The organism is Streptomyces sp. NPDC006294 (genome assembly GCF_042870895.1).
Lineage (GTDB): Bacteria > Actinomycetota > Actinomycetes > Streptomycetales > Streptomycetaceae > Streptomyces.
This window is the reverse complement of sequence record NZ_JBIAHV010000019.1, coordinates 23,263-44,169: the sequence shown is the minus strand read 5'-3', so window position 1 is coordinate 44,169 and position 20,907 is coordinate 23,263. Positions and strand designations below refer to the sequence as shown.

The 20,907-nt window shown below is 68.6% G+C and carries 9 protein-coding genes and 1 pseudogene; 6 read left to right on the top strand and 4 right to left on the bottom strand.

What is annotated here, in order from left to right; translation table 11 throughout:
• Positions 1-94: 94 nt before the first annotated feature.
• Entirely contained in the window at positions 95-1,336 is a 1,242-nt protein-coding gene (locus tag ACFYOP_RS28355) for a DUF2637 domain-containing protein (protein WP_356897610.1), read from the top strand.
• A 235-nt stretch (positions 1,337-1,571) separates the two neighbouring features.
• On the opposite strand, the gene ACFYOP_RS28350 is transcribed toward ACFYOP_RS28355, so the two are convergent.
• On the bottom strand, positions 1,572-1,955 hold the full coding sequence (locus ACFYOP_RS28350) for a hypothetical protein (protein ID WP_356897609.1): 384 nt from the start codon (positions 1,953-1,955) through the stop codon (positions 1,572-1,574).
• Positions 1,956-1,982: 27 nt separating this feature from the next.
• Here ACFYOP_RS28350 and ACFYOP_RS28345 point away from each other — a divergent pair.
• Positions 1,983-2,330, top strand: a pseudogene (locus tag ACFYOP_RS28345) (tyrosine-type recombinase/integrase); the annotation flags it as partial.
• 360 nt (positions 2,331-2,690) lie between these two features.
• Here the strand turns inward: ACFYOP_RS28345 and ACFYOP_RS28340 are convergent.
• Positions 2,691-10,661 carry a polymorphic toxin-type HINT domain-containing protein gene (locus ACFYOP_RS28340; RefSeq protein WP_356897608.1) on the bottom strand — a complete coding sequence of 2,657 codons (7,971 nt, stop codon included), beginning with the start codon at positions 10,659-10,661 and terminating at the stop codon, positions 2,691-2,693.
• Positions 10,662-11,136: 475 nt separating this feature from the next.
• On the opposite strand from ACFYOP_RS28340, the gene ACFYOP_RS28335 reads away from it, so the two are divergent.
• Together ACFYOP_RS28335 and ACFYOP_RS28330 are read left to right on the top strand one after the other, a co-directional pair.
• On the top strand, positions 11,137-14,496 hold the full coding sequence (locus ACFYOP_RS28335) for an FG-GAP-like repeat-containing protein (protein ID WP_356897607.1): 3,360 nt from the start codon (positions 11,137-11,139) through the stop codon (positions 14,494-14,496).
• A 58-nt stretch (positions 14,497-14,554) separates the two neighbouring features.
• The gene (locus ACFYOP_RS28330; RefSeq protein ID WP_356897606.1) at positions 14,555-14,899 is read left to right on the top strand and encodes a hypothetical protein; all 345 of its coding nucleotides are present in this window, start codon (positions 14,555-14,557) and stop codon (positions 14,897-14,899) included.
• A 228-nt stretch (positions 14,900-15,127) separates the two neighbouring features.
• Here the strand turns inward: ACFYOP_RS28330 and lysS are convergent, their stop codons facing one another.
• Entirely contained in the window at positions 15,128-16,861 is a 1,734-nt protein-coding gene (gene lysS, locus ACFYOP_RS28325) for a lysine--tRNA ligase (protein WP_356897689.1), read from the bottom strand.
• Between the two features lie 241 nt (positions 16,862-17,102).
• Between lysS and argS the strand changes: the two genes are divergently transcribed.
• Positions 17,103-18,881, top strand: a complete 1,779-nt coding sequence (gene argS / locus ACFYOP_RS28320; RefSeq protein WP_356897605.1) for an arginine--tRNA ligase — start codon at positions 17,103-17,105, stop codon at positions 18,879-18,881.
• 94 nt (positions 18,882-18,975) lie between these two features.
• Here the strand turns inward: argS and ACFYOP_RS28315 are convergent, their stop codons facing one another.
• Entirely contained in the window at positions 18,976-19,248 is a 273-nt protein-coding gene (locus ACFYOP_RS28315) for a DUF1876 domain-containing protein (RefSeq protein ID WP_356897604.1), read from the bottom strand.
• Between the two features lie 635 nt (positions 19,249-19,883).
• Between ACFYOP_RS28315 and ACFYOP_RS28310 the strand changes: the two genes are divergently transcribed.
• Complete coding sequence (locus tag ACFYOP_RS28310; RefSeq protein ID WP_356897688.1) at positions 19,884-20,786, top strand: chitinase; 903 nt, start codon at positions 19,884-19,886, stop codon at positions 20,784-20,786.
• The last annotated feature ends 121 nt before the right edge of the window (positions 20,787-20,907 follow it).

Here is a 20,907-nt window from a genome sequence, read left to right as displayed (position 1 = left end):
TACGACACACCGCACGGAATGCCGTCCGGGATCCGGTTCAGAACCTGGTTACAGGACCCGGTTCAGGAATTGGGGAGGGTCGCGGGTGGCCGCGATGCAGCTGACACGTACGCACCGGATACTCATCGGCGTGGTGGTCGCGGGCGCGCTGGTCATCGCCGCGATCGGCTTCGCGGGGTCGTACGCCGCGGTGCGCGAGCTCGCCGAACAGAAGGGCTTCGGCGCCTTCTCCGTCGTCTTCCCCATCGGTATCGACGCGGGCATCTGCGTCCTGCTGGCGCTGGACCTGCTGCTGACGTGGATGCGAATACCGTTTCCGCTGCTGCGTCAGACGGCGTGGCTGCTGACGTTCGCGACGATCGCGTTCAACGGCGCCGCGGCGTGGCCCGACCCGCTCGGCGTCGGGATGCACGCGGTGATCCCGATCCTGTTCGTGGTCTCCGTCGAGGCGGCCCGGCACGCGGTGGGCCGGATCGCCGACATCACGGCCGACAAGCACATGGAGGGCGTGCGCCTCACCCGCTGGCTGCTCTCGCCCGTGCCGACGTTCAAGCTGTGGCGGCGGATGAAGCTGTGGGAGCTGCGCAGCTACGAGCAGGTGATCAAGCTGGAGCAGGACCGGCTGATCTACCAGGCCCGGCTGCAGGCCCGTTTCGGACGGTCCTGGCGGCGCAAGGCCCCGGTGGAGGCGCTGATGCCGCTGCGGCTCGCGAAGTTCGGCGTGCCGCTGGCTGACACGGCCCCGGCCGGCCTGGCCGCCGCGGGCATCGAGCCGGTGCTGCTGCCGCCGGCCCCGGCGCAGGAACTGGAGTCCCGGGCCACCCCGGCCGGGGAGCCGGTGGCGGTTGCCGAGGAAGTGCCTAGCCAGTGGTTCGCCACGCCACGGAAGGGGCACTACCAGGGCGAGTACGACCCGAATTACGAACCCCCCGCGTACGAACCTCTGCATGAGCACCAGCCTTGGTACGACGAGCAGCCGCAGCAGATCCCGGTGCTGCAGCCACACGAGGCGGAGCCCGAGCCGCCGGCGCCGGCTGAGCTCCGGGCTCCGGAGCCGCGGTCCCAAACGCCGGAGCACCAGTTCCAGGTGCCGAACGGAGCAGGCGGCACGCGGCCACTGGGTGAGGGCGTGAAGGAAGCGGCACCGTCGGACGACGAGCTGTACCAGGTGTTCCGGCACTCGATAGAGGGCGAGGGCATGCCGACGCCCGGCGCCTTCGCCGGGAACGTCGAGGCCGCCTACGGACTGCGCCTCCAGTCCCGCGAACTGAACCAGTACATGGACCAGTTCGCGGCCCGTCTCAACGGTGAGCTGATGGAAGACCACATCGCGTAGGACCGCCACGCGTGGCTCAGCACTCGATACCGGGCTCAGGCCCGTTTCGTGTCCGCCTCGGCGCACAGCGGCGAGCACCGGGCCCGCCACGGCGAGGACGGCGTATCCGGACGCCAGGTGGGCCGAAGGGCGCGGATGCGGGAGGAGGGCCCCACCCCCGTGGGTGAGGACCCTCCCGGAATCCCTGGAGACCGCAGCCGTCAGACGTGACCCCGCGCTACGAGACCTGGACGCTCTACGTGAATACCAAAGGCGGGAGCTCAGGCTTGGCGTCAAGCCCAGCACACTCCATCCACTTGGCGATCTCACCGCTGTGGCTGCCGGAAATTGTCGCTCCAGCAATCTCCTCAAGGTCTTGAGCTTCCGCCTCCTTGCCGCCCCGGAAGATCAACCGCAGCGGCCACTCCGGACTCTCACCCGGCCCCTCGTCGAACGCCGTCCATTTCCAGGGAGCGGAAAAGGCCCACACACGGCCTTCCTGACCGACCACTTCGTCCCCATCTTGCAGGAACCCGTAGGGCCGGTGTATCAATTTCACATCAAGAGGCTCGAAACCATCTGGATCCAGGCCGAACCCGAATTCTACTGCATGCGCCGGAATGCCGACTCCGTGCGGCATGAGCGAAACGTAGGACCGAGGCCTGGGCAGCCAGCAGGCACCACATGGCCAGACGACGGGAACGTGTTCACGACCGCGCAGGGCCGACCGATCGACCCGACCAACCTCACCCGCGCCTTCATCACGCTCCTCCGCAAGGCCGGCCTCCGCCGCATCCGCTTCCACGACCTCCGGCACTCCACCGCCACCCTCCTCCTGGAACACGGCGTCGAACTCGTCGTGATCAAGGAACTCCTCGGCCACGCCCACATCGGCGTCACCGCCACCGTCTACGCCCACGTACGACTCCGCCTCCAGCGCCAAGCCGTCGACGCCTTGGGCAATGTCCTTGGCCCGACCGACGGCGACCCACCCGCCGCGGCCGTCGTCCGCTGACGTTGCCGTCAGCGTTGCCGTCAAACGCCCGAGAGGCCCCACCGAATAGCTATTCGGTGGGGCCTCTCGAAATGTCTACAGCATGTTATGAGCTGAGGCCGACTTACCGAGTCGCCTGAAGGCGCTCCTCCAGTGTTTCCAGTGAAATCTCACCTTGCACCCATGCCGTGACGTATTGCAGGTCATGAACCGAAAGACCGAAGGCCGATCGAAGAACTTGGGCCAGCCGGAACGGCGCCGACCTCAAGTCCGGATGCTTATCGATTAGGAGATCGGTGATCTCTGCGACGCTGCACCCAATCCCGTGGTACTCGACGGCCAAGCACGCCAATCGTTCAATTTCCTCGTCCATCAGTTCCCTCATCTTCGGAATGTGGCAAGGACTTGCTGGAAGTCCCCGTCGAGCCTCGGAACTGCTTCATCGATCCTCGCACGAGTGAAGCCATATCTGGCTGCTTGCCTTCCAGTCCAGGTTCCCTTGGCTGCCGACACAAGGCTCGCACCACCACGGACAGCTCCATTGAAGCCCCCAAGGTTATCTCCGTACACCCAGATCCCCTGGACGCCCTGAACTCGGTCCCCGAAGTGGCCCATGACCTCGTCGAACATCGCCTTACCCCGCAGCGGCGAGCCCTTGTCGGGATTGTTGTGCATCATCATGGTCAGAATGCCGTCACTATCAAGGTCGGCAATCACACCACTTCCACTCGCATCATGCGAAATAGAGTAAGTGCTTTCGTTTCCGCCACGCGTAACTCCGCAGTTGTGAACGAGAACCGGAGTCTTGCCCGCCAGCACATAGTACGTGTGGGCGTCCGAGACGGTCAGGTTGTGGACCGTTGTGCCCGGGCTGGTCCAGCGCTTGATCGCCGCGACCTGGACGTAGGTGCCGGCGCTGGTGCGCAGCCACTGGCCCGGCTTGAGGTCGGTGGCGTCGATCCACTTGCCGAGTTCGGGCACCCAGAAGGGGTGGCCGTCGGTCGCGGTGACCTCGGCCGTGCTCTGGCCGGACGTGCCGTCGGTGTCGATCGTGACCTTGACGAGGTGCTTGAGGCCCTCGCCCTTGATCTCGGCCGTGACCGTCTCGACGCGGGTCTCGCCCGTCTTCTCGTCGGTCGCGACGACCTTGTCGCCGCCCTTGACCTGCTCGATCGGCTTGGTGGTGCCGTCGGCCATCAGGACCTTCGTGCCCGGCACGAAGCTGTTGCTGACGGGGCAGGAGCCGCCTCCGCTGCTGCCGCCGTTGGAGCGGGAGGAGGCGCCGGTGGAGCCGCCCTTACCTGAACTGCCCCCGCCGGACGACTTCCCCTTGCCTGCGCCCGACGACTTGGCGGCCGAGGAGCGTGGTGCGGCGGATGCCTGGGATGACTTCTGTTTTCCGTTGCCGGTCTTGCGGGCGCTGTGGGAGGCGCGATTGCTGGTTGTCTGCTTCTTCTGCGCAGCCTGTTTCTTCTTCTGTGCAGCCTTCTTGCGCGCTTCCTCGCGCTTCTTCTTCGCCTGCTTCGCCTTGTCGATGGCCGCGTTGGCCTTGGCGATGACCTTCTTCGCCCGCTCCTTGGCCTTACGCCATGCGCTGACCGCGGACATGACCCTCTTGACCGCCGAGTAGATCTTCTTGGTCATGGAGAGGGCCTTGTACCAAGGGATCAGGTCCAGGACGACTTCGGCGCAGGACCAGATCGAGCCGCCGATGCAGCCCATGATCGGGTCAAGGAAGTCCTGCAGGAGGGCGCCGGCCGCGGAGATGACGATGGAAGACATGGACCGGTTGAGGTCGCCCTTGGCCGCGGCCACCATCGCCGGCGAGAGTCCGGCACCCGCCAGTGCCAGCCCGATCTCCTTCTGGGAGAGGGAGACGGACAGGCCCGTCGGGTCGCTGAAGGTGATCGGGTTGTTGTGCGCGTAGGCGTAGCCGCCGCGCTGCAGCGGGTCTGCCAGGTCCAGTACGGGGTCGGCGGACAGGAAGCGGCCTGCCACCGGGTCGTACAGGCGCGCACCGAGCATGGTGTAGCCGGTGTCGTCGTCGCGGGTCGCGCCCAGGAAGCCCTGGTGGGTCTGCAACCGCTGCGCGGTCGTGCCGGCGGAGCGCTCGCCGCCGAACGGATCGGTCTTGCGGATGCGGGTCTCCATGCCCGACTCAAGCGCCACCTCGGTGTAGGGATTGCCCTGGTGGTCGTAGGTGATCGCGGCGAGACGTGAGGAGCCCGCGGTGTGACTGCCATACGCGGAGCGCAGGATGCTGCCACCCGGCACCGCATAAGTGCGCTGGACGTCGACCATCGCGCCGCCGGCCTTGACCGACAGCTCAGCCTCGCCGAGGTGCAGGGTGGCTTGGTCGCCGCGCAGAGTCAGCAGTCGTGCGCCGCCGGGTGCGTAGATGTAGCGGGACTCGGCCTGTGCGGTGAAGGACTGGGCTACAGAGGACGCATCGCATGCGGCCAGCACCAGATCGGTGCCCGCTGCGGTCGAACCGTCCTTGACCGCCAGGCACAGCCCGGACGCGGCGTGCTTGAAGTGGCCCGCGCCGTCGCGTACGAGCTTCTGGTCCGCCGTACCCGCGCACAAGCGGATACCGACCGCCGCGCCGGCTGTAGTTCCGGTCGAGGTGGCGCACCAATCCCCCAGCACCCGCAGGCTGCCGGTGTCGGTGTCAGCGGTCGGGTCGTCGGGCACGAAGTTGAACTTCTGTGCCGGGGTGTTGTTGCACGGGTAGGTCTGCAGCGGCTGGTCGTTCTTCGCCCAGCCGGTCTGCAGGTCGAGGCAGGCGCCGGAGGGCGTCACGTAGGCGGTCTTGCCGTTCGTGCCCTGTCCGGAGACCGTCTCCGGGAGACCGTCGTAGGTCCAGGTCAGGGTCTGGGCGTCACCGGTGTCGCCGGTGACCTGTGTCGTGTTGCCCGACTGGTCGTAGATCCGCTGCAGCGTCTGCTTGACCTGCGCCCCCGCCTCGGTCGTGTAGTCACGCACCAGCGAGGTCAGCGCGTGCGGTCCGGCCTCACCCGCGCCGTAGCCGTAGGTGGTCCTCGTGTCCTTGGCCGTGTCACCCGTTAGGTCGTGCTCGACCATCGAGGTGCGTTCCGCGGACAGCCCGGCGTACGCGTAGTCGGTCCAGTAGCCCGAACCGTCCTCCCCCTTCGCCACGTCGGCGGCGGCGGTCGCGCCACCCGCCTTGCAGGCGGTCTGGTCGGCGGACGTCCACGCCTCGTTGAGGCGGCCGACGGGGTCGTAGCGGAAGCACTGGCGTTCGCGGATGCCCGCGGCGCCCTGCCGGACGGAGGTGACATTCCCCGCGGCGTCGTAGGTGTAGGACGTGTCCGAGACCTTGTTGCCGGTGGCCGCGCCGGTCTCACCAGCCTGCTCACGCCAGGTCTGCATGCTGGTCAGCTCGCCCGACGCCTCGTCGTACGAAGCGGTGGACCAGACCCGGTAGGGGTTGTCGCCCAGGGTGGAGCGCAGCACCTGCCCGTACGGCGAGTAGAGCGTCTGCGAGCCGTACCAGTCGTGCCCGGAGACCGACTGGGCCAGGCCTTCCTCGTTGTAGCGGGTGATGACCTCTTCGGCGGGCAGCGTGCCCACCGCGGGCAGCCGGGTGGAGTGCGGCAGTCCGGTGTCGGTGTAGGTCTGCGCGTACGTGTAGCGGTAGGCGAGGCCGTACTGGTCGGCCAGGTCCTTCGGCAGCGCGGTCGAGGAAACCGTCGGCTGGTAGTCGCTGGTGTAGCCGCTGATCATCGTCTGCGCGGCGTCGCCGGTGTCGGTGTAGCGCAGTGCCGTGTACGGCATGCCGATGCCGCCGCCGGCCTGGTCGTAGGAGTACGCCCCGAGCAGCTTGCCCACCGAGGAGTTCTCGCGGGTCAGGGTCGGGCGGGACAGGATGTCGTACCCGGTCCAGACCGTCTTGCCGCGGGAATCCGTGGCGGTGACGGGCCGGTTGAGGTCGTCGTAGGTCGACTTGGTGGTGCCGGTGTCCGGGTCGGTGGCCTCCACGACGCGGCCGATGGTGTCGTACTTCCACGACCAGGCCGTGCCGTCGTCCTGCTGCGCCTTGGTCAGCTGACCACGGGAGTCGTAGGTGAAGCGGATCGACTCGAAGACGGTACGGGTGGGGTCGGTGAACGTGTCGACGCGGCTGGTGCGCCCGAGGGCATCGGTCCACATCCGGTACGAGGCCGTGCCGTACGGGTTGACGACCGTGGAGTGGTCGAGGCCGTACTCGTAGACGGAGCGGCGGCTTTCCGCGTCCGTGCCGCCCAGGACGGGGGTCTCCGTCAGGACGCGGCCCGAACCGTCGTACGTGTAGCGGGTGGCGTTCGGTACTTCGCCGGCCGTCTCGGGGAAGAACAGGACCGGCTCGGGCTCGCCGTCGGCGAGGTAGGCGTTGTTGGTCTTCCACACCTCGCCCGAGGCGTTGTACAGGGTGTCGGTGATCAGACGGCCCTGGCCGGTCGCGGGCTCCTGGGTCTGCCGTACCCGGCCCAGGCCGTCGAAGAGGGTGACCGAGGTCTCCACCCGGTCCTCGTGGGCGCGGGTGCGGGAGATGACGGCGGTGGGCTCGCCCGCCTGCAGGCGGTATTCGACCTGCAGGTCGGGGACCTCGTGGGTGGACGGATCACGGCCCGGACCCCACGCCTCCACGACGCGGCCCAGCTCGTCGTAGACGGCTCTGCTGGTGTGGCCGTTGGCGTCGGTGGTGGTCAGGCCGGCGCCTCGGCCGGGCTCCACCGTCTGCACGGAGGTGTGGCCGAGTTCGTTGGTCTGGGTCACCTTGAACGGCATGCCGCCGGCCGGCTCGTACGTGATCGTCGCGGATGCGGTCTGGCCCGGCTGGGTGGTCTTGACCGTGCGGCCCAGCGCGTCGTAGCCGGTGGTGCCGTTCGAGGTGAAGCCGGAGCCGTCGCCCTTGAGCGTCCACGTCTCGGTCGGCAGGCCACGTGTCGGCGCGGCGCCGTAGGCCCCGCCGTCGTAGGTGACGCGGGACGCATCGGTCAGCGAGGTGAGCGTGCCGAAGGTGGCTGCCGCGCAGGTGGTCGGGGACGTGAGGATCTGCTTGGTCAGGCCGATCAGGTGCTTGTCCGTGTTGGAGACGTACTCGTTCCGGGTGCACGACTCGTCGCCGCTCTTGCCGGTGTCGCCCAGCATCTCCACCTGGGTGGGCAGACCGTCGGCGTTGTAGCTGGTGTGGGAGGCGACGATCCGCATCGTGCTCGGGTCGTCGCCGGTGCCCGAGGACTTCGTCCAGGACTTGTCGCCGGTGTCCACGACGCGCCAGGCGATGAGGTCCTCCAGGCCGTCGCCGAGTACGCGGCGCGCCAGTTCGGTCGCCGCGAGCGTGGTGATGACGCGGCTGGTCCAGCCCGTCTTCGGATCCGCGGTGGCCGAAGGGTAGTCGATCTGTTCGGCGATGCGGCCGGCGAACGCCTCGTGGTCGGGGCCGATGTCGCCGCCCGCGATGTCCTGGACCGTGACGCCGGTGCCGAGACCGCGGTAGAAGCGGGTCATCGACTTGGTGCGCTTCGCCGACGTCGCCGTGTCGTCGGCGCCGGTGATGGTGGTGACGGTGTCGAATCCCGCGAACTTCGCCCAGGTACGCGCCGACTTCTTGGAGAACTCCGACTCGGCGAGCTGCCAGGCCGGTGTGCCGTACTCGTACGCCGTCGCGGTCGCGCTCGCGCCGGAGACCGCGGGGAGTTCCTCGACCTGTGTGACGACGTACTTGTGGAACCAGTCGATCTCGTCGTCGACCGACGGGTCCGGATGCCAGGCCACCGGGTAGCACAGGCCCTTGTTCGACGTCTGGGCGGGCAGGCCCTCGCCGTTCGCGCAGGCACCGGTCGGCTTGGAGTACGTGACGGCGGTCTCGCCGCCGTACTCGTTGACGACCCGGCCGATGCGCTGGCGCGCGAAGCCGGGGCGCGGGTCGTCGGCGCCGCGCAGCACGCGGTTGGGCATGTAATCCGGCGAGGCCTGGAACGTCACCGGGGGGAGCGCCGTGTACTTGCCGCCCGCGACGCCGCCGGTCCCGTAGCCGGTGCGCTGGATCGACTCCAGCCACAGGGCGGTGTTGGTGCCGGTCGTCATCGTCGGGAAGGACTGCTTGAGCTGGTAGACGTCGACGGTGGCGCGGCCGGAGCCGGGGGTGCGCTGCGCGGACGTGGAGATCTTGTCGAGGCGCTTGCGGGTGAAGAACGAGGGCGCGGCGTTCCAGCAGTCGCCGGTCGTCTTGCACTGCAGCGATACGGGGGTGTCGTACCAGATGCGGTAGTCGCCCGGGTCCTTGGAGGTGAAGTTGGCTTCGGTGCAGGCCAGGGAGCCTTCGGCGAAGCAGCGCTCCTCGACGGTGAAGAAGACGCGGGCGGGGGCCTCGGCGAAGAGGGCGTTGGAACGCAGGCCGTAGTCGATGCGGCGCAGATAGCCGCCGCGCTCGTACGAGACGGGCTTCTTGAACTGCCAGTCCTTCGCGTACCGGTTGGTCTCCGCCTGCCACCACAGGGTCATGGCGTTGCCTGAGGGGTCCACGACGTAGTCGAGGTTCCACTGCCAGGCCTGATTGCAGAAGGAGTTCTTGAAGTCGCCGGCCTTGTAGCAGGGCTCGTCGGCGTGGTTGCCGAAGACGGGCACGGTGAAGACCGAGCCGGTCTCGGGCTTGCCCTCGCTCCAGCCGGGGAGGCGGTTGCGGCCGAAGTAGTACTGGGTGCCGTCGCGGGTGGTGATCTTCCAGTGCTCGCCGTCCGCGTCACCGTTGCCGAGCGAGGTGTTCTTGAGCAGCTCCACCTTGGAGCCGTCACCGGAGGACGTGGTCCAGCCCTTGCCCGATTCCCATACGAGGCTGACCGTCTGGCCGCCCAGGGTCATCGTGGCGTTGTTCGAGCCGTAGCAGAGGTCGTGCGTGGGGTGATCGGCGTTGTTGGCGCCGGATTTGGCCTTGGCGTCCTGCTTGCAGTTGACATAGCGGCGGGTGATCGAGCCCGGCTGGTAGTCCCAGCCGTCGCCGATCCAGGAGGCCTGGTTGTTCGAGGCGCTGGTACGGCCGTCCACGGTCTGCGACGAGTAGCCGAGACTGACGTTCGGCATCAGGCCGCCGGGCACCTCGGGCGGCTGGATGTCGTACGCATAGGTGAAGGCGCCCGAGGACGATCCGCTCGCCCAGTCGCCGGAGGACGACAGCGGTGTGGCGGTGAAGTCACCACTCTGGGACGCACCCATGTCGAGCGCGCCGAGGACTCCGGCCGACGCGCTCGACAGCGGCTCGGCCATCTTGGCCGAGGTGAACGAGGCGGGCTTCACGCCATACGAGGCGGATGTGCTCGAATCCGGGGTGTTCGTGTCCTCCGGACCCGATGACTCCTCGGGCGTCTGCGGCTCCTGAGGTGTGGCCGACGAGGACGGCTCCTCGGTCTTCCCCCGCTCGTCGGACGCACCGGGCTCCGGGGACTTCTCCCCCTTGTCCGGACCGACCGACCGCTGTCCTGCCGCCTGCCCGGTGGCGGCGATGAGCATCGAGACCGGTACCACGCCGGTCAGCTGCCGCTTCTTCTCCTTGGCTCCCGCCTCGCTTGTGCGGGCGCCCTTGGCCGACCGGGTGACCTCCACACTCGACGGCAGCTCCAGGAGCGTCGCGGTGGGGTCGTCCTTGTCAGCGGAAACAGTCTGCGTGGAAAGACCCTCTTCGGCTGGACAGTCCAGGGTCGAGGTGTCCGGCAGGGAGCAGCCTTCGAGCAGGGTGAGCCGGAACCGGTCGGCGGCCTGAGTGCCGAACAGGTCGGCGAACTCGGTGTGATCGACCCCCACCGCCACCGAAGCGGCCGGGTCCACCCCGGTCGGCGGGGTCACGGACATCAGCATGCCCGGCACGTTCGCCTGCGTGGAGGCGTCCACCGAGGCGAGGTCGACCTGCCACGTGCCCGCCAGGGCAGCCGGATCCTGCCCCTCGGGCACACCAAGCCGCACCGGCGTGGTCCCGACCGGCACCGACTGCCCCTCGGCGACGCCGGTCAGGTCGGCCGTCTGATCGGCCGCTGCCTGCCATGGCTGCACATGGGCGGGTACGTATTCCTCGACGGGCACATCGACCGGACGCGAGAGCGAGGTCGGTTCCTCGGTGTCGAGTCCGACGATGGACGCCTTGTCCGGCTCGGGCAGATCCACGTTCGAGTTCGAGCTGCGGTCCATGTCGGGGCCGGGCAGCGCAACGGCCGTACCGCTCAGCGAGGTGATGGTCAGCACGGACGACAGCAGCACCACCAGCGCCGTCCGCCGTCGCCGACGGCTCGCACGCACCGAGGCCGATTCGGCCAGCCGTCCATGTCCGGACCAGGACAGCCCCACCCGACGACGCATCTCGCAACTCCCCCACCCCACGCCCTGCTCGGGCGCGCCGGCGAACACCTACAGATCGGGCACGCAGACAAGTCATGCACGTGCCGAGCACGGGAGTCTTCACGAAATCCACGCAGGGCGCACAGCTCACACACAGTTATCGATCACAGGTCGAGCACAGTTGCACGCAGCATTTTCAATGCCCTATCCGCCGTAAAGCTACGAGAGTTGGCATTAGCGGTGAATCCGCAGATCAGAGCCATACTGCGCACAGAAATATGCCCCTCATGGCTTCAAGGGCACAGATCGGTCGTCGCACTGAGTGAAGAAGAGCGCGCTGGTCACGAATCGATTGCAGCTGGAAGGCTCGACAAACACCCATGTCTCCAGGCAACTTGTGCGGGCCCGCGCCCGAAGACGCCCAGGTCGGCGACGAGATCGTCATGACCGCGGCGCTCCGGCACCTTGCTAGCCGCGTTCTGGGGAGCCCCTCGCCGTGTCCGCCCAACCATCCGCCGTCCTCCGCCGCTTCGCGGGCACACGCGCCCGGATCGCCACCTTCGTCGCGCTGCTCTGTGCTGCGCTGGTGGCGGGGCTCGTCGTCTGGACGCCTTGGCAACACGAGGCCTCTTCCTCGGCAGCTCCGAAGCCCTCCGGTCCCCTGACCGCCGACGAAGCCATGCGGAAGGCGCAGACACAGCAGCGGGAGGTCGTCGTGGAGGCGGAGACCACACAGACCTCCCGCACCGTCGCGCTGCCCGACGGAACCTGGCGCAGCGAAATACACGCCGCACCCGTCCGGGAGAAGCAGCCGGACGGCACCTGGGCCGCGGTTGACGCGGGCCTGCAGCGGAGCAAGGACGGCACCCGGCTGCGCCCGAAGAACACCGCTGGACAGGTGGAGTTCACGGCTGCGGCAACCGGTTCCGCGGGCCGGAGCACCAGTTCCAAGGCCGCGGACACGTCACGGACGGCGCCCAGCTCCAACGGCGCGGTGCACGCGGCGCTGTGGCGACCGGCGCGTTCACACACCGCCGCCCGCACGGTGGAACAGCAGCCGGTGCCGAGCGAGTCGTTCCTGGCCTCGGCCACCTACGCGGGCCACAAGATCACATACACCTGGCCGGGCGAACTCCCCGACCCCGTGGTCGACCGCAACCGGGCGCTGTACCGCGAGGTGCTGCCTGGCGTGGACCTGCTCCTAGTGGCGCGCGAGGAAGGCGGCTTCGGGCAGCTGCTCATCGTCAAGAACGAACAGGCCGCCCGGCAGGAGGCCCTGCGGACCGTGTCCTACGGACTGCGCTCCGAGACCGCCGCGTTCACGCTCGACACCACCACCGGCGGTGTGACCATCACGGACGCCGCCGACGGCACCTACGTCGGCGCGATCCCGACCCCGCTCGCCTGGGACTCGGCCGGCGTGGAGAACCCGGAGGACCCGGCTGCCAAGCCGTACACGGACACCACGACCGCCAAGACCACCTTCGCCCTGACCGGTCTGACCGGACCCGAGCCGGGAACGGCGAGTGCCGTGCTGCCCGCTTCCTTGGACGGCGGCGGAACCGGGCGGGCCACCCTCAAGCTCGACGCGGCGGCGACGGGCCTGCTGACCGGCGAGAAGGTCGACGCCGGGAAGGTCCGCTTCCCCGTGTTCATCGACCCCACCCTTGAGCTGCAGGAGAAGGGCTGGACCATCGCGTACAAGCCCCACCCCAACGCCAACTACTACAACGGCACCAACTACTCCGGCGGGACGAGCGAGGCCCGGGTCGGCTACGAGTCCCAGGACGGCGGCCTGGCGAGATCGTTCTGGAAGATGGGCATCTCCAGCAGCATCCACGGTTCGACCGTCCTGTCGGCGAGCTGGAAGGTCAAGAACACACACGCTTGGTCCTGTACCGAACCCCGGCAGATCGAGCTGTGGCTGACCGGCGGGATCTCGACCTCCACCACCTGGAACAACCAGCCCTCCTGGGCCCGAGAGTTGGACGCCAAGTCCTACGCCCACGGCAACGAGTCGTACGGCTGCAGCGACGCCTACGTCAGCTACAACGTCAAGTCCGGGGCGCAGGACGCCGCGACCAAGAAGTGGGGCTCGCTCACCCTGGGGCTCCGCGCGAGCACCGAGACCTCCACGTACACCTGGCGCAAGTACAGCGCCAGCAGCGCCGTTCTGACGGTCAGCTTCAACCGGAAGCCCAACGAGCCGGTCAACGGCTCCATCACGCCCGGCGAGTGCAACACCGTCGTCGGCGAGGAGGTCATCGGGCTGACCGATGTCGTACTCAAGGCCACGGCCACCGACTACGACAGCAACCTCAAGGGCCTGCGCTTCCGCCTGTGGGAGACCGGCGTCAGCACGAAGATCCTTGACAAGGTCATCACCGGCACCGGCGGCAGCAAGACCCAGACCGCCTCCGTCACCGTTGCCTCGACGCAGCTCGCGGACGGCAAGACCTACTCCTGGGATGTACGGGCCGAGGACACCGAGGGCGCCGTCTCCACGTTCTGGCCGCCGGGATCCGAACCGTGTCGCTTCACGGTGGACAACACCTCCCCCGCGGCGCCGACCATGACCTCCGAGGACTACCCGCAGGCCAACTCGGCCGGCACCAACTGGGCGGTCGACGCCCCGCACGGCACGTCCGGCACCGTCACCCTCGCCTCGGGCCCTTCCACGACCCACTACGCCATCGGCTTCAACGCCATCAACTACACGCACATCTACCTCGACGACACCGCCGAGGGGCAGACGTTCCGCATCGTCCGGGACCCCGTCCAAGGCCATCTCGTCGAGTCAGTCACCCGGGCCGCGAAGGGCCAGCCCATCACCGTCACACTCAAGGCCCCGACAGCCGGCCCTCTGTATCTGCACGGATACGCCTATGACACGGTTGGCAATCGTTCCGAGCGCTCCGCCATCCGCACGTTCGTCCCCGCCGGGCGCTCCACCGATGGCCCGGGCGACGTCACTGGTGACGTCCACCCCGACATGGTCGTCATCAAGAGCGACGGCACCCTCTACACCTACCCCGCCGAAAAGGGCGGCGAGGTCTACGGCGGCATGGTCGCCTCGTACAACGGCAAGGGCGACCAGAACCAGAAAGACCACTGGTACGACGCAGACTCCACCGCCACGTCGAAGAAGCACGCCCTGATCTCGAAATGGGGTGACTACTACCCCGGCGACGGCCTCACCGACCTCCTCGCCCGCACCCCCGACGGCAAGCTCTGGATCTACCAGGGCGACGGCTACGGCGGCGTCAACGTCGACGAACGCGTCCGCGTGCTCCTGCCCGACAACGCCCCCGACCCCGCCACCTGGGACGAGATGCGCGCCACCCCTGACGTGACGGGCGACGGCAAGCCCGATCTGATGGTTGTCACCGACGGCGGCCAGCTATGGTTCCTCGGCGGCTACACGGCGGGCACCTTCAGTGAAGCGGTACTGCTCCTCGGCGGCAGCACCTGGGCGGCCCGGGACCTGGTCTCCCTCGCGGACATCGACCTGGACGGCACCGCCGACCTGCTCTGGCGCAATCCCGGCAACGGCAACATGTACATCCGGCACGGCAAGCCCGACAGCAGCGGGTCCGGCCTCGACCCGATGTCCATCGCGCTCGCTGCCGACTCCCGGGAAGGTGTCGACACGCTCTACGGAACGGGCTGGACCGCGGACGCCATCGATCAGGTCATCTCCCTGCCCGACACGAGCGGTGACGGCATCCCCGACCTGTGGGTCCGCGAGACCACGACAGGCCAGATCCGGGTCTACCACCCCAGCAAGACCAACACCAACCCCTACGTCAAGATCGTCATGACTGCCGACTGGAGCTCTTTCCTCGCCTTGACGTGACCCCGCAACCCAGCCTGCCGCGAGTCCCACCAGGTGACCGGAAGCGACCAAGGACACCATGCACTCCCTGACACAGACCGTCCGAACCCACCCGAAGTCCGTGGGCGCGGTGGCCGTCGCCCTGCTCCTCGGCCTCGCCCTCGCCCTCTACTTCCTCGACACCGGCCCCGTCCGCCCGGACGCGGCCAAGTGCCGCGAGGAGTCGACCGCCCAGGTGGAGGCCGCCGTGGCGGACGGCACCGAGCTCAGCACCAGCCTCCCGCCGCACTGCCAGGGCCTTCCCGTGAAGGAACGCGACCGGATCTTCGCCGAGAGCGCCGACGACGCCGTCGCGGACGAGATGGAGCGGGCGAGAGAAGACATCGAGCGCCTCGCGGGCGATACGGGCTACGACAACGATTGAAGTGCTTTCCCGGCTGAAGCCGGGAGAGCACTTCAACGGGCCCGGCTGCAGGCCCGTTTCGGCCGGTCCTGGCGGCGCAAGGCCCCGGTGCAGACGCTGATGCCGCTGCACATCGCGTGACGGCAGCGGCGGCCGTACGCCGGGTGGGCCGAAGGACACGGAAACGGTTGGAGGGTCCTCACCCCGCGGGGTGAGGACCCTCCCAGGCCTCCTGGAGAACCGTCGCCGTCAGGCGCCGAGCAGTTTCCGCACCCGGTCCGCGCCGACCGCCAGGAGCAGCGTCGGCAGCCGTGGGCCGGTCTCGCGGCTGACGAGCAGCCGGTAGAGCAGGGCGAAGAAGGACCGCTGGGCGACCTTCAGTTCCGCCGTCGGCTTGGCGTCCGGCTCGAGGCCGGCCATCACCTTCGGCACGCCGTAGACGAGCGTGGTCAGCCCGTCGAGCGACCAGTGCGTGTCCAGTCCCTCGAGGAGCAGGCGCAGCGACTCGCGCCCCTGGTCGTCGAGCGAGGCGAGCAGCTCGGTGTCGGGCTCGGAGCGGACGACGGTCCGGGCGTCGGCCGGGACCTGCGTGGTGATCCAGTTCTCGGCGCGGTCGAGCCGCGGGCGGGCCTCGTCGAGCGAGGTCAGCGGGTTCGCCGGGTCGAGGTCGCTGAGGATGCGGATCGTCTGCTCGTCGTGGCCGCCGGTGATGTCGACGACCGAGGCGAGCGTCCGGTACGGCAGCGGGCGCGGCGTCCGCGGCAGTTCGCCGGCGGCGGTGCGGACGGCGCGGGAGTACGCGGCGGCGTCGGCCGGCAGGGCGGTGCCGTCCTCGACCTTGGCGGCGAGCTTGTCCCACTCGTCGTAGAGCCGCTGGATCTCCTGGTCGAAGGCGATCTTGAAGGACTGGTTGGGCTTGCGGCGCGCGTACAGCCAGCGCAGCAGCGGCGCCTCCATGATCTTCAGCGCGTCGGCCGGGGTGGGTACGCCGCCTCGCGACGACGACATCTTGGCCATGCCGCTGATGCCGACGAAGGCGTACATGGGGCCGATCGGCTGGACGCCGTCGAAGACCTCGCGCACGATCTGCCCGCCGACGACGAAGGACGAGCCCGGCGAGGAGTGGTCGACGCCGCTGGGCTCGAAGATCACGCCTTCGTAGGCCCAGCGCATCGGCCAGTCGACCTTCCAGACCAGCTTGCCGCGGTTGAACTCGCTCAGCCGGACGGTCTCGCCGTGGCCGCACGCCGTGCAGACGTAGGCCAGCTCGGTGGTCTCGTCGTCGTACGAGGTGACGGCGGTCAGGTCCTTCTCGCACTGCCCGCAGTAGGGCTTGTACGGGTAGTACCCGCCCGCGCCGCCGCTGCCGTCGTCCTCGGCGGCCGCGCCGGAGCCCTCGGCCGCTTCGAGCTCGGCCGCGTCGACCGGCTTCTGCGACTTCTTCGCGGGGGCCTTCTTGGTGCGGTACTGGTCGAGGATCGCGTCGATGCCGGCGCGGTGCTTCATCGCGTGCAGGATCTGCTCGCGGTAGACGCCGGTCGTGTACTGCTCGGTCTGGCTGATGCCGTCGTACTCGACGCCCAGCTCGTCCAGGGCCGCGGTCATCGCGGCCTTGAAGTGCTCGGCCCAGTTGGGGTGGGCGGAGCCGGCGGGGGCGGGGACCGAGGTCAGCGGCTTGCCGATGTGCTCGGCCCAGGAGTCGTCGATGCCCTCGATGCCGGCCGGCACCTTGCGGTAGCGGTCGTAGTCGTCCCACGAGATCAGGTGGCGGACCTCGTGCCCGCGCCGCCGGATCTCGTCGGCGACCAGGTGCGGGGTCATGACCTCGCGGAGGTTGCCCAGGTGGATGGGGCCGGACGGGGACAGACCGGAGGCGACGACGACCGGTTTGCCAGGCGCACGTCGCTCCGACTCGGCGATGACCTCGTCCGCGAAACGGGAGACCCAGTCGGTCTCGGTGCTGCTCTGAGCCACGGTCGGCACGTCCTTCTTTCTCGAAAGCTGGGTTGAGCTCACGGCCATTCTCCCAGACGGAGGGTGCTCCTCCGGCGCGCCCGTGCGCCACCGATGGTCGGGCCCTGCGCCGCCCGGTTGCCGGGCCGTGCGCCGCCTGGTTCTCGGGCCCGTGCGCCGCCCGGTCGTCCGGGAAACGACTTGCCCCTCCGTGGGATACTTGAGCACCGCAACATTCAGTGACAGCACACCTCAACCGGAACGGAAGCTCATGGCCTCGGTCCCTTCCCTCGCTTCGACCGTGCAGCAGCACCTCGCGGACGCCCTCTCGGCAGCCCTGCCGGAGGCCGGCTCCGCCGACCCCCTGCTGCGACGAAGCGACCGGGCCGACTTCCAGGCCAACGGCATCCTGGCGCTCGCGAAGAAGCTCAAGGGCAACCCGCGTGAGCTGGCGGCCAAGGTCGTCGACGCCCTCGGGGACGGCGACGTGCTGGGGGACATCGAGGTGTCCGGCCCCGGCTTCCTGAACATCACGGTCACCGACCGGGCGATCGTCGAGACCCTGGCGGCCCGGGCCGCGGACGACCGCCTCGGCGTGCCCTTCGCGAAGGACGCGGGCACCACGGTGATCGACTACGCCCAGCCGAACGTGGCGAAGGAGATGCACGTCGGCCATCTGCGGTCCGCCGTGATCGGCGACGCCATGGTGCAGATCCTGGAGTTCACGGGCGAGAAGGTGGTCCGGCGCCATCACATCGGCGACTGGGGCACCCAGTTCGGCATGCTCATCCAGTATCTGATCGAGCACCCGCACGAGCTGGACCACCGGGAGGGCGACGCCCCGCCGGAGGTCTCCGGCGAGGAGGCGATGTCCAATCTGAACCGGCTCTACAAGGCGTCGCGCGCCCTGTTCGACTCCGACGAGGAGTTCAAGGACCGGGCCAGGCGCCGGGTGGTGGACCTCCAGTCCGGCGACGAGGAGACCCTCGCGCTGTGGCAGCGGTTCGTCGACGAGTCGAAGATCTACTTCTACTCGGTCTTCGAGAAGCTCGACATGGAGATCCGCGACGCCGACATCGTCGGCGAGTCGGGGTACAACGACATGCTCGACGAGACGTGCCGCATCCTCGAGGAGTCCGGCGTCGCCGTGCGCTCCGAGGGCGCGCTGTGTGTCTTCTTCGACGACGTGAAGGGCCCGGACGGCAATCCGGTGCCGCTGATCGTGAAGAAGTCCAACGGCGGCTACGGCTACGCGGCGACGGACCTCTCGGCGATCCGCAACCGCGTGCAGGGTCTCGACGCGAACACCCTGCTGTACGTCGTGGACGCCCGCCAGTCCCTGCACTTCAAGATGGTCTTCGAGACCGCGCGCCGGGCCGGCTGGCTGAACGACGAGGTCAAGGCGCACCAGCTCGCCTTCGGCACGGTCCTGGGCAAGGACGGCAAGCCGTTCAAGACCCGTGAGGGCGAGACGGTGCGGCTGGTGGATCTGCTGGACGAGGCGATCGACCGGGCGACGGCCGTCGTGCGGGAGAAGGCCGAGAAGGTCGGCCTGACCGAGCAGGAGATCGTCGAGAACGGCCGGTACGTGGGCATCGGCGCGGTGAAGTACGCCGACCTGTCGACGTCCGCGGTGCGCGACTACAAGTTCGACCTGGACCAGATGGTGTCGCTGAACGGCGACACGTCGGTCTACCTCCAGTACGCGTACGCCCGTATCCAGTCGATCAAGCGCAACGCCGGCGACCGGCGTCCCGCCGCGCACCCCGAGCTGCCGCTCGCGCCCGCCGAGCGGGCGCTCGGTCTGCACGTGGACCGGTTCGGCGAGGTGCTGGAGGAGGTGGCGTCGGCGTACGAGCCGCACAAGCTGGCCGCGTATCTGTACCAGCTGGCGTCGCACCTGACGACGTTCTACGACCAGTGCCACGTGCTCAGCGCCGACAACGCGCCCGAGGTCGTGGAGAACCGCCTCTTCCTCGTCGACCTGACGGGCCGCACGCTCCACCAGGGCATGGCGCTGCTGGGCATCCGTACACCCGAGCGTCTCTGACCGCACGGGCAGCGCATCACAGGGACGGCACACCGGCCGGACGCAGGCGGGTCAGCGGCCCGCTGACGTCCGGCCGGTGTGCCGTCGTGGCCGGTCACGGGGTGATGTCGTGCGAGGGCCTGCCCGCCGCGTCGTCGATCTCCGTGTGGGCCTTCTGCAGCAGTTGCGAGGCAAGGTCCATCAGGGCGCGTGCGCCCGCGATCTCCTCGCCGACGAGCAGCTGCGGTTCGTCGGACCGGTGCCGGTTCGCGTTCCCGTGACCGCGGTACTCCGTACCGTCACCGAGTCTCACCATGGCGGCCGCCCTTGTCCGGTCGCCGTCTTCCTTGAACTCCATCTCGACGTGCCATCCGACGAGTGTCTGCATGGCGGATCACCTCCAGCGGTACTTCAAGGGTGCGCCGCACGGCCGCTGATCGCGAGCCCGCGAAGCCCGCTCCGGGCCGGTCTCCCGGGGCTGTCCCCAGGGCGGGGGTACCGCGAAGTACACCGCCGGGACGGGGCGGCCCGGCTGCCCCGGCGGACGCGGGCTTCGCAGCGTCATGGATGCCAAAGACAACGCAGGGGCCTGCCCCGGGGGGAGTCTCCCGATCGGCGCGCCGCATCCCGGCGAACTGCCCTACCTCTTCGACATGGGGTGGGCGAAACCGGTGACCGGTGACCGGCCACCAGCCCGCGCGCCTCGCTGATCGACATCTGGTCGGGCGTCGCCCGCACCGGCCGGGCGGCCTGGAAGCCGTACACGCCGGCTTCGCCGAACGTCCGGTCGCTGTCGTCCGAAGGGACCCGTGCGACGGACTTCGAGGCGGAGCACCGGTACTCGTTCCGGAAGACATTCTGACGTTACCCGGAAGTTCGCATTGGTCTATACCTTGACTCGATCACGTCAATCGCGCTTGAGTGTGGCCACAGCCCCCCACCGCGGCCGTACCGGAGAGCAACTACCGCTCCCGGTAAGGCCGTTGCGCGTAAAGGAGTGATCGAGTGCTGAGAACACGCCTCATGGCCCTGCTGGTCGCGATCCTCGCCACCACCGGTCTCGCCGCGGTCCTGACGCCCTCCGCATCGGCGGCGTCGACGGCTTCCGCGTCTTCTGCGGATTCCCTCTGCGACACCGCTCCGAACTGGCAGCAGGGCGCCTGGTACACGACTGGCAACGTTGTCAGATATAACGGCTCGTACTACATGGCCGAGCACGACAACCCGGGCTACAGCCCGACGATCAGCACCTGGTACTGGGACCCGTACAACTGCGGAGGCGGCGGGGGCGGCACCCCCTCCCCGTCGGGCTTCGTGGTGAGCGAGTCGCAGTTCAACCAGATGTTCCCGAACCGGAATTCGTTCTACACCTACAGCGGCCTGACGGCCGCGCTGAGCGCCTACCCGGGGTTCGCCACCACCGGCAGCGACACGGTGAAGAAGCAGGAGGCCGCGGCCTTCCTCGCGAACGTCAGCCACGAGACCGGCGGCCTGGTCCACATCGTCGAGCAGAACACCGCCAACTACCCGCACTACTGCGACTGGAGCCAGCCGTACGGCTGCCCGGCCGGCCAGTCCGCCTACTACGGCAAGGGCCCGATCCAGCTCAGCTGGAACTTCAACTACAAGGCCGCGGGCGACGCGCTCGGCATCGATCTGCTGAACAACCCGTGGCTCGTCCAGAACAACGCCGCCGTGGCCTGGAAGACGGGCCTCTGGTACTGGAACACCCAGTCCGGCCCCGGCACGATGACCGGCCACAACGCCATGGTCAACCAGGCCGGTTTCGGCCACACGATCCGCTCGATCAACGGCTCGCTGGAGTGCGACGGCAAGAACCCGGCGCAGGTCCAGAGCCGGGTCGGCAAGTACCAGCAGTTCGCGCAGATCCTGGGCGTACCGACCGGCGGGAACCTCTACTGCTGAGGCAGTCGAGGCAGCGCCGCCACTGAACGGGCCGCGGACCGGGGAGACGTCGTCCCCCGGCCGCGGCCGCACCATGTGGCGCGTCTTCAGGCAACCCGCGGCACCTCCTCCCCGTCCTCCG

What these genes read in the sequence shown, in the direction of transcription:
- ACFYOP_RS28310 (WP_356897688.1), top strand. Translation starts at nt 19,884, where the DNA reads ATGGCCCTGCTGGTCGCGATCCTCGCCACCACCGGTCTCGCCGCGGTC.
- argS (WP_356897605.1), top strand. Translation starts at nt 17,103, where the DNA reads ATGGCCTCGGTCCCTTCCCTCGCTTCGACCGTGCAGCAGCACCTCGCG.
- ACFYOP_RS28355 (WP_356897610.1), top strand. Translation starts at nt 95, where the DNA reads ATGCAGCTGACACGTACGCACCGGATACTCATCGGCGTGGTGGTCGCG.
- ACFYOP_RS28340 (WP_356897608.1), bottom strand. Translation starts at nt 10,661, where the DNA reads ATGCGTCGTCGGGTGGGGCTGTCCTGGTCCGGACATGGACGGCTGGCC.
- ACFYOP_RS28330 (WP_356897606.1), top strand. Translation starts at nt 14,555, where the DNA reads ATGCACTCCCTGACACAGACCGTCCGAACCCACCCGAAGTCCGTGGGC.
- ACFYOP_RS28350 (WP_356897609.1), bottom strand. Translation starts at nt 1,955, where the DNA reads ATGCCGCACGGAGTCGGCATTCCGGCGCATGCAGTAGAATTCGGGTTC.
- ACFYOP_RS28315 (WP_356897604.1), bottom strand. Translation starts at nt 19,248, where the DNA reads ATGCAGACACTCGTCGGATGGCACGTCGAGATGGAGTTCAAGGAAGAC.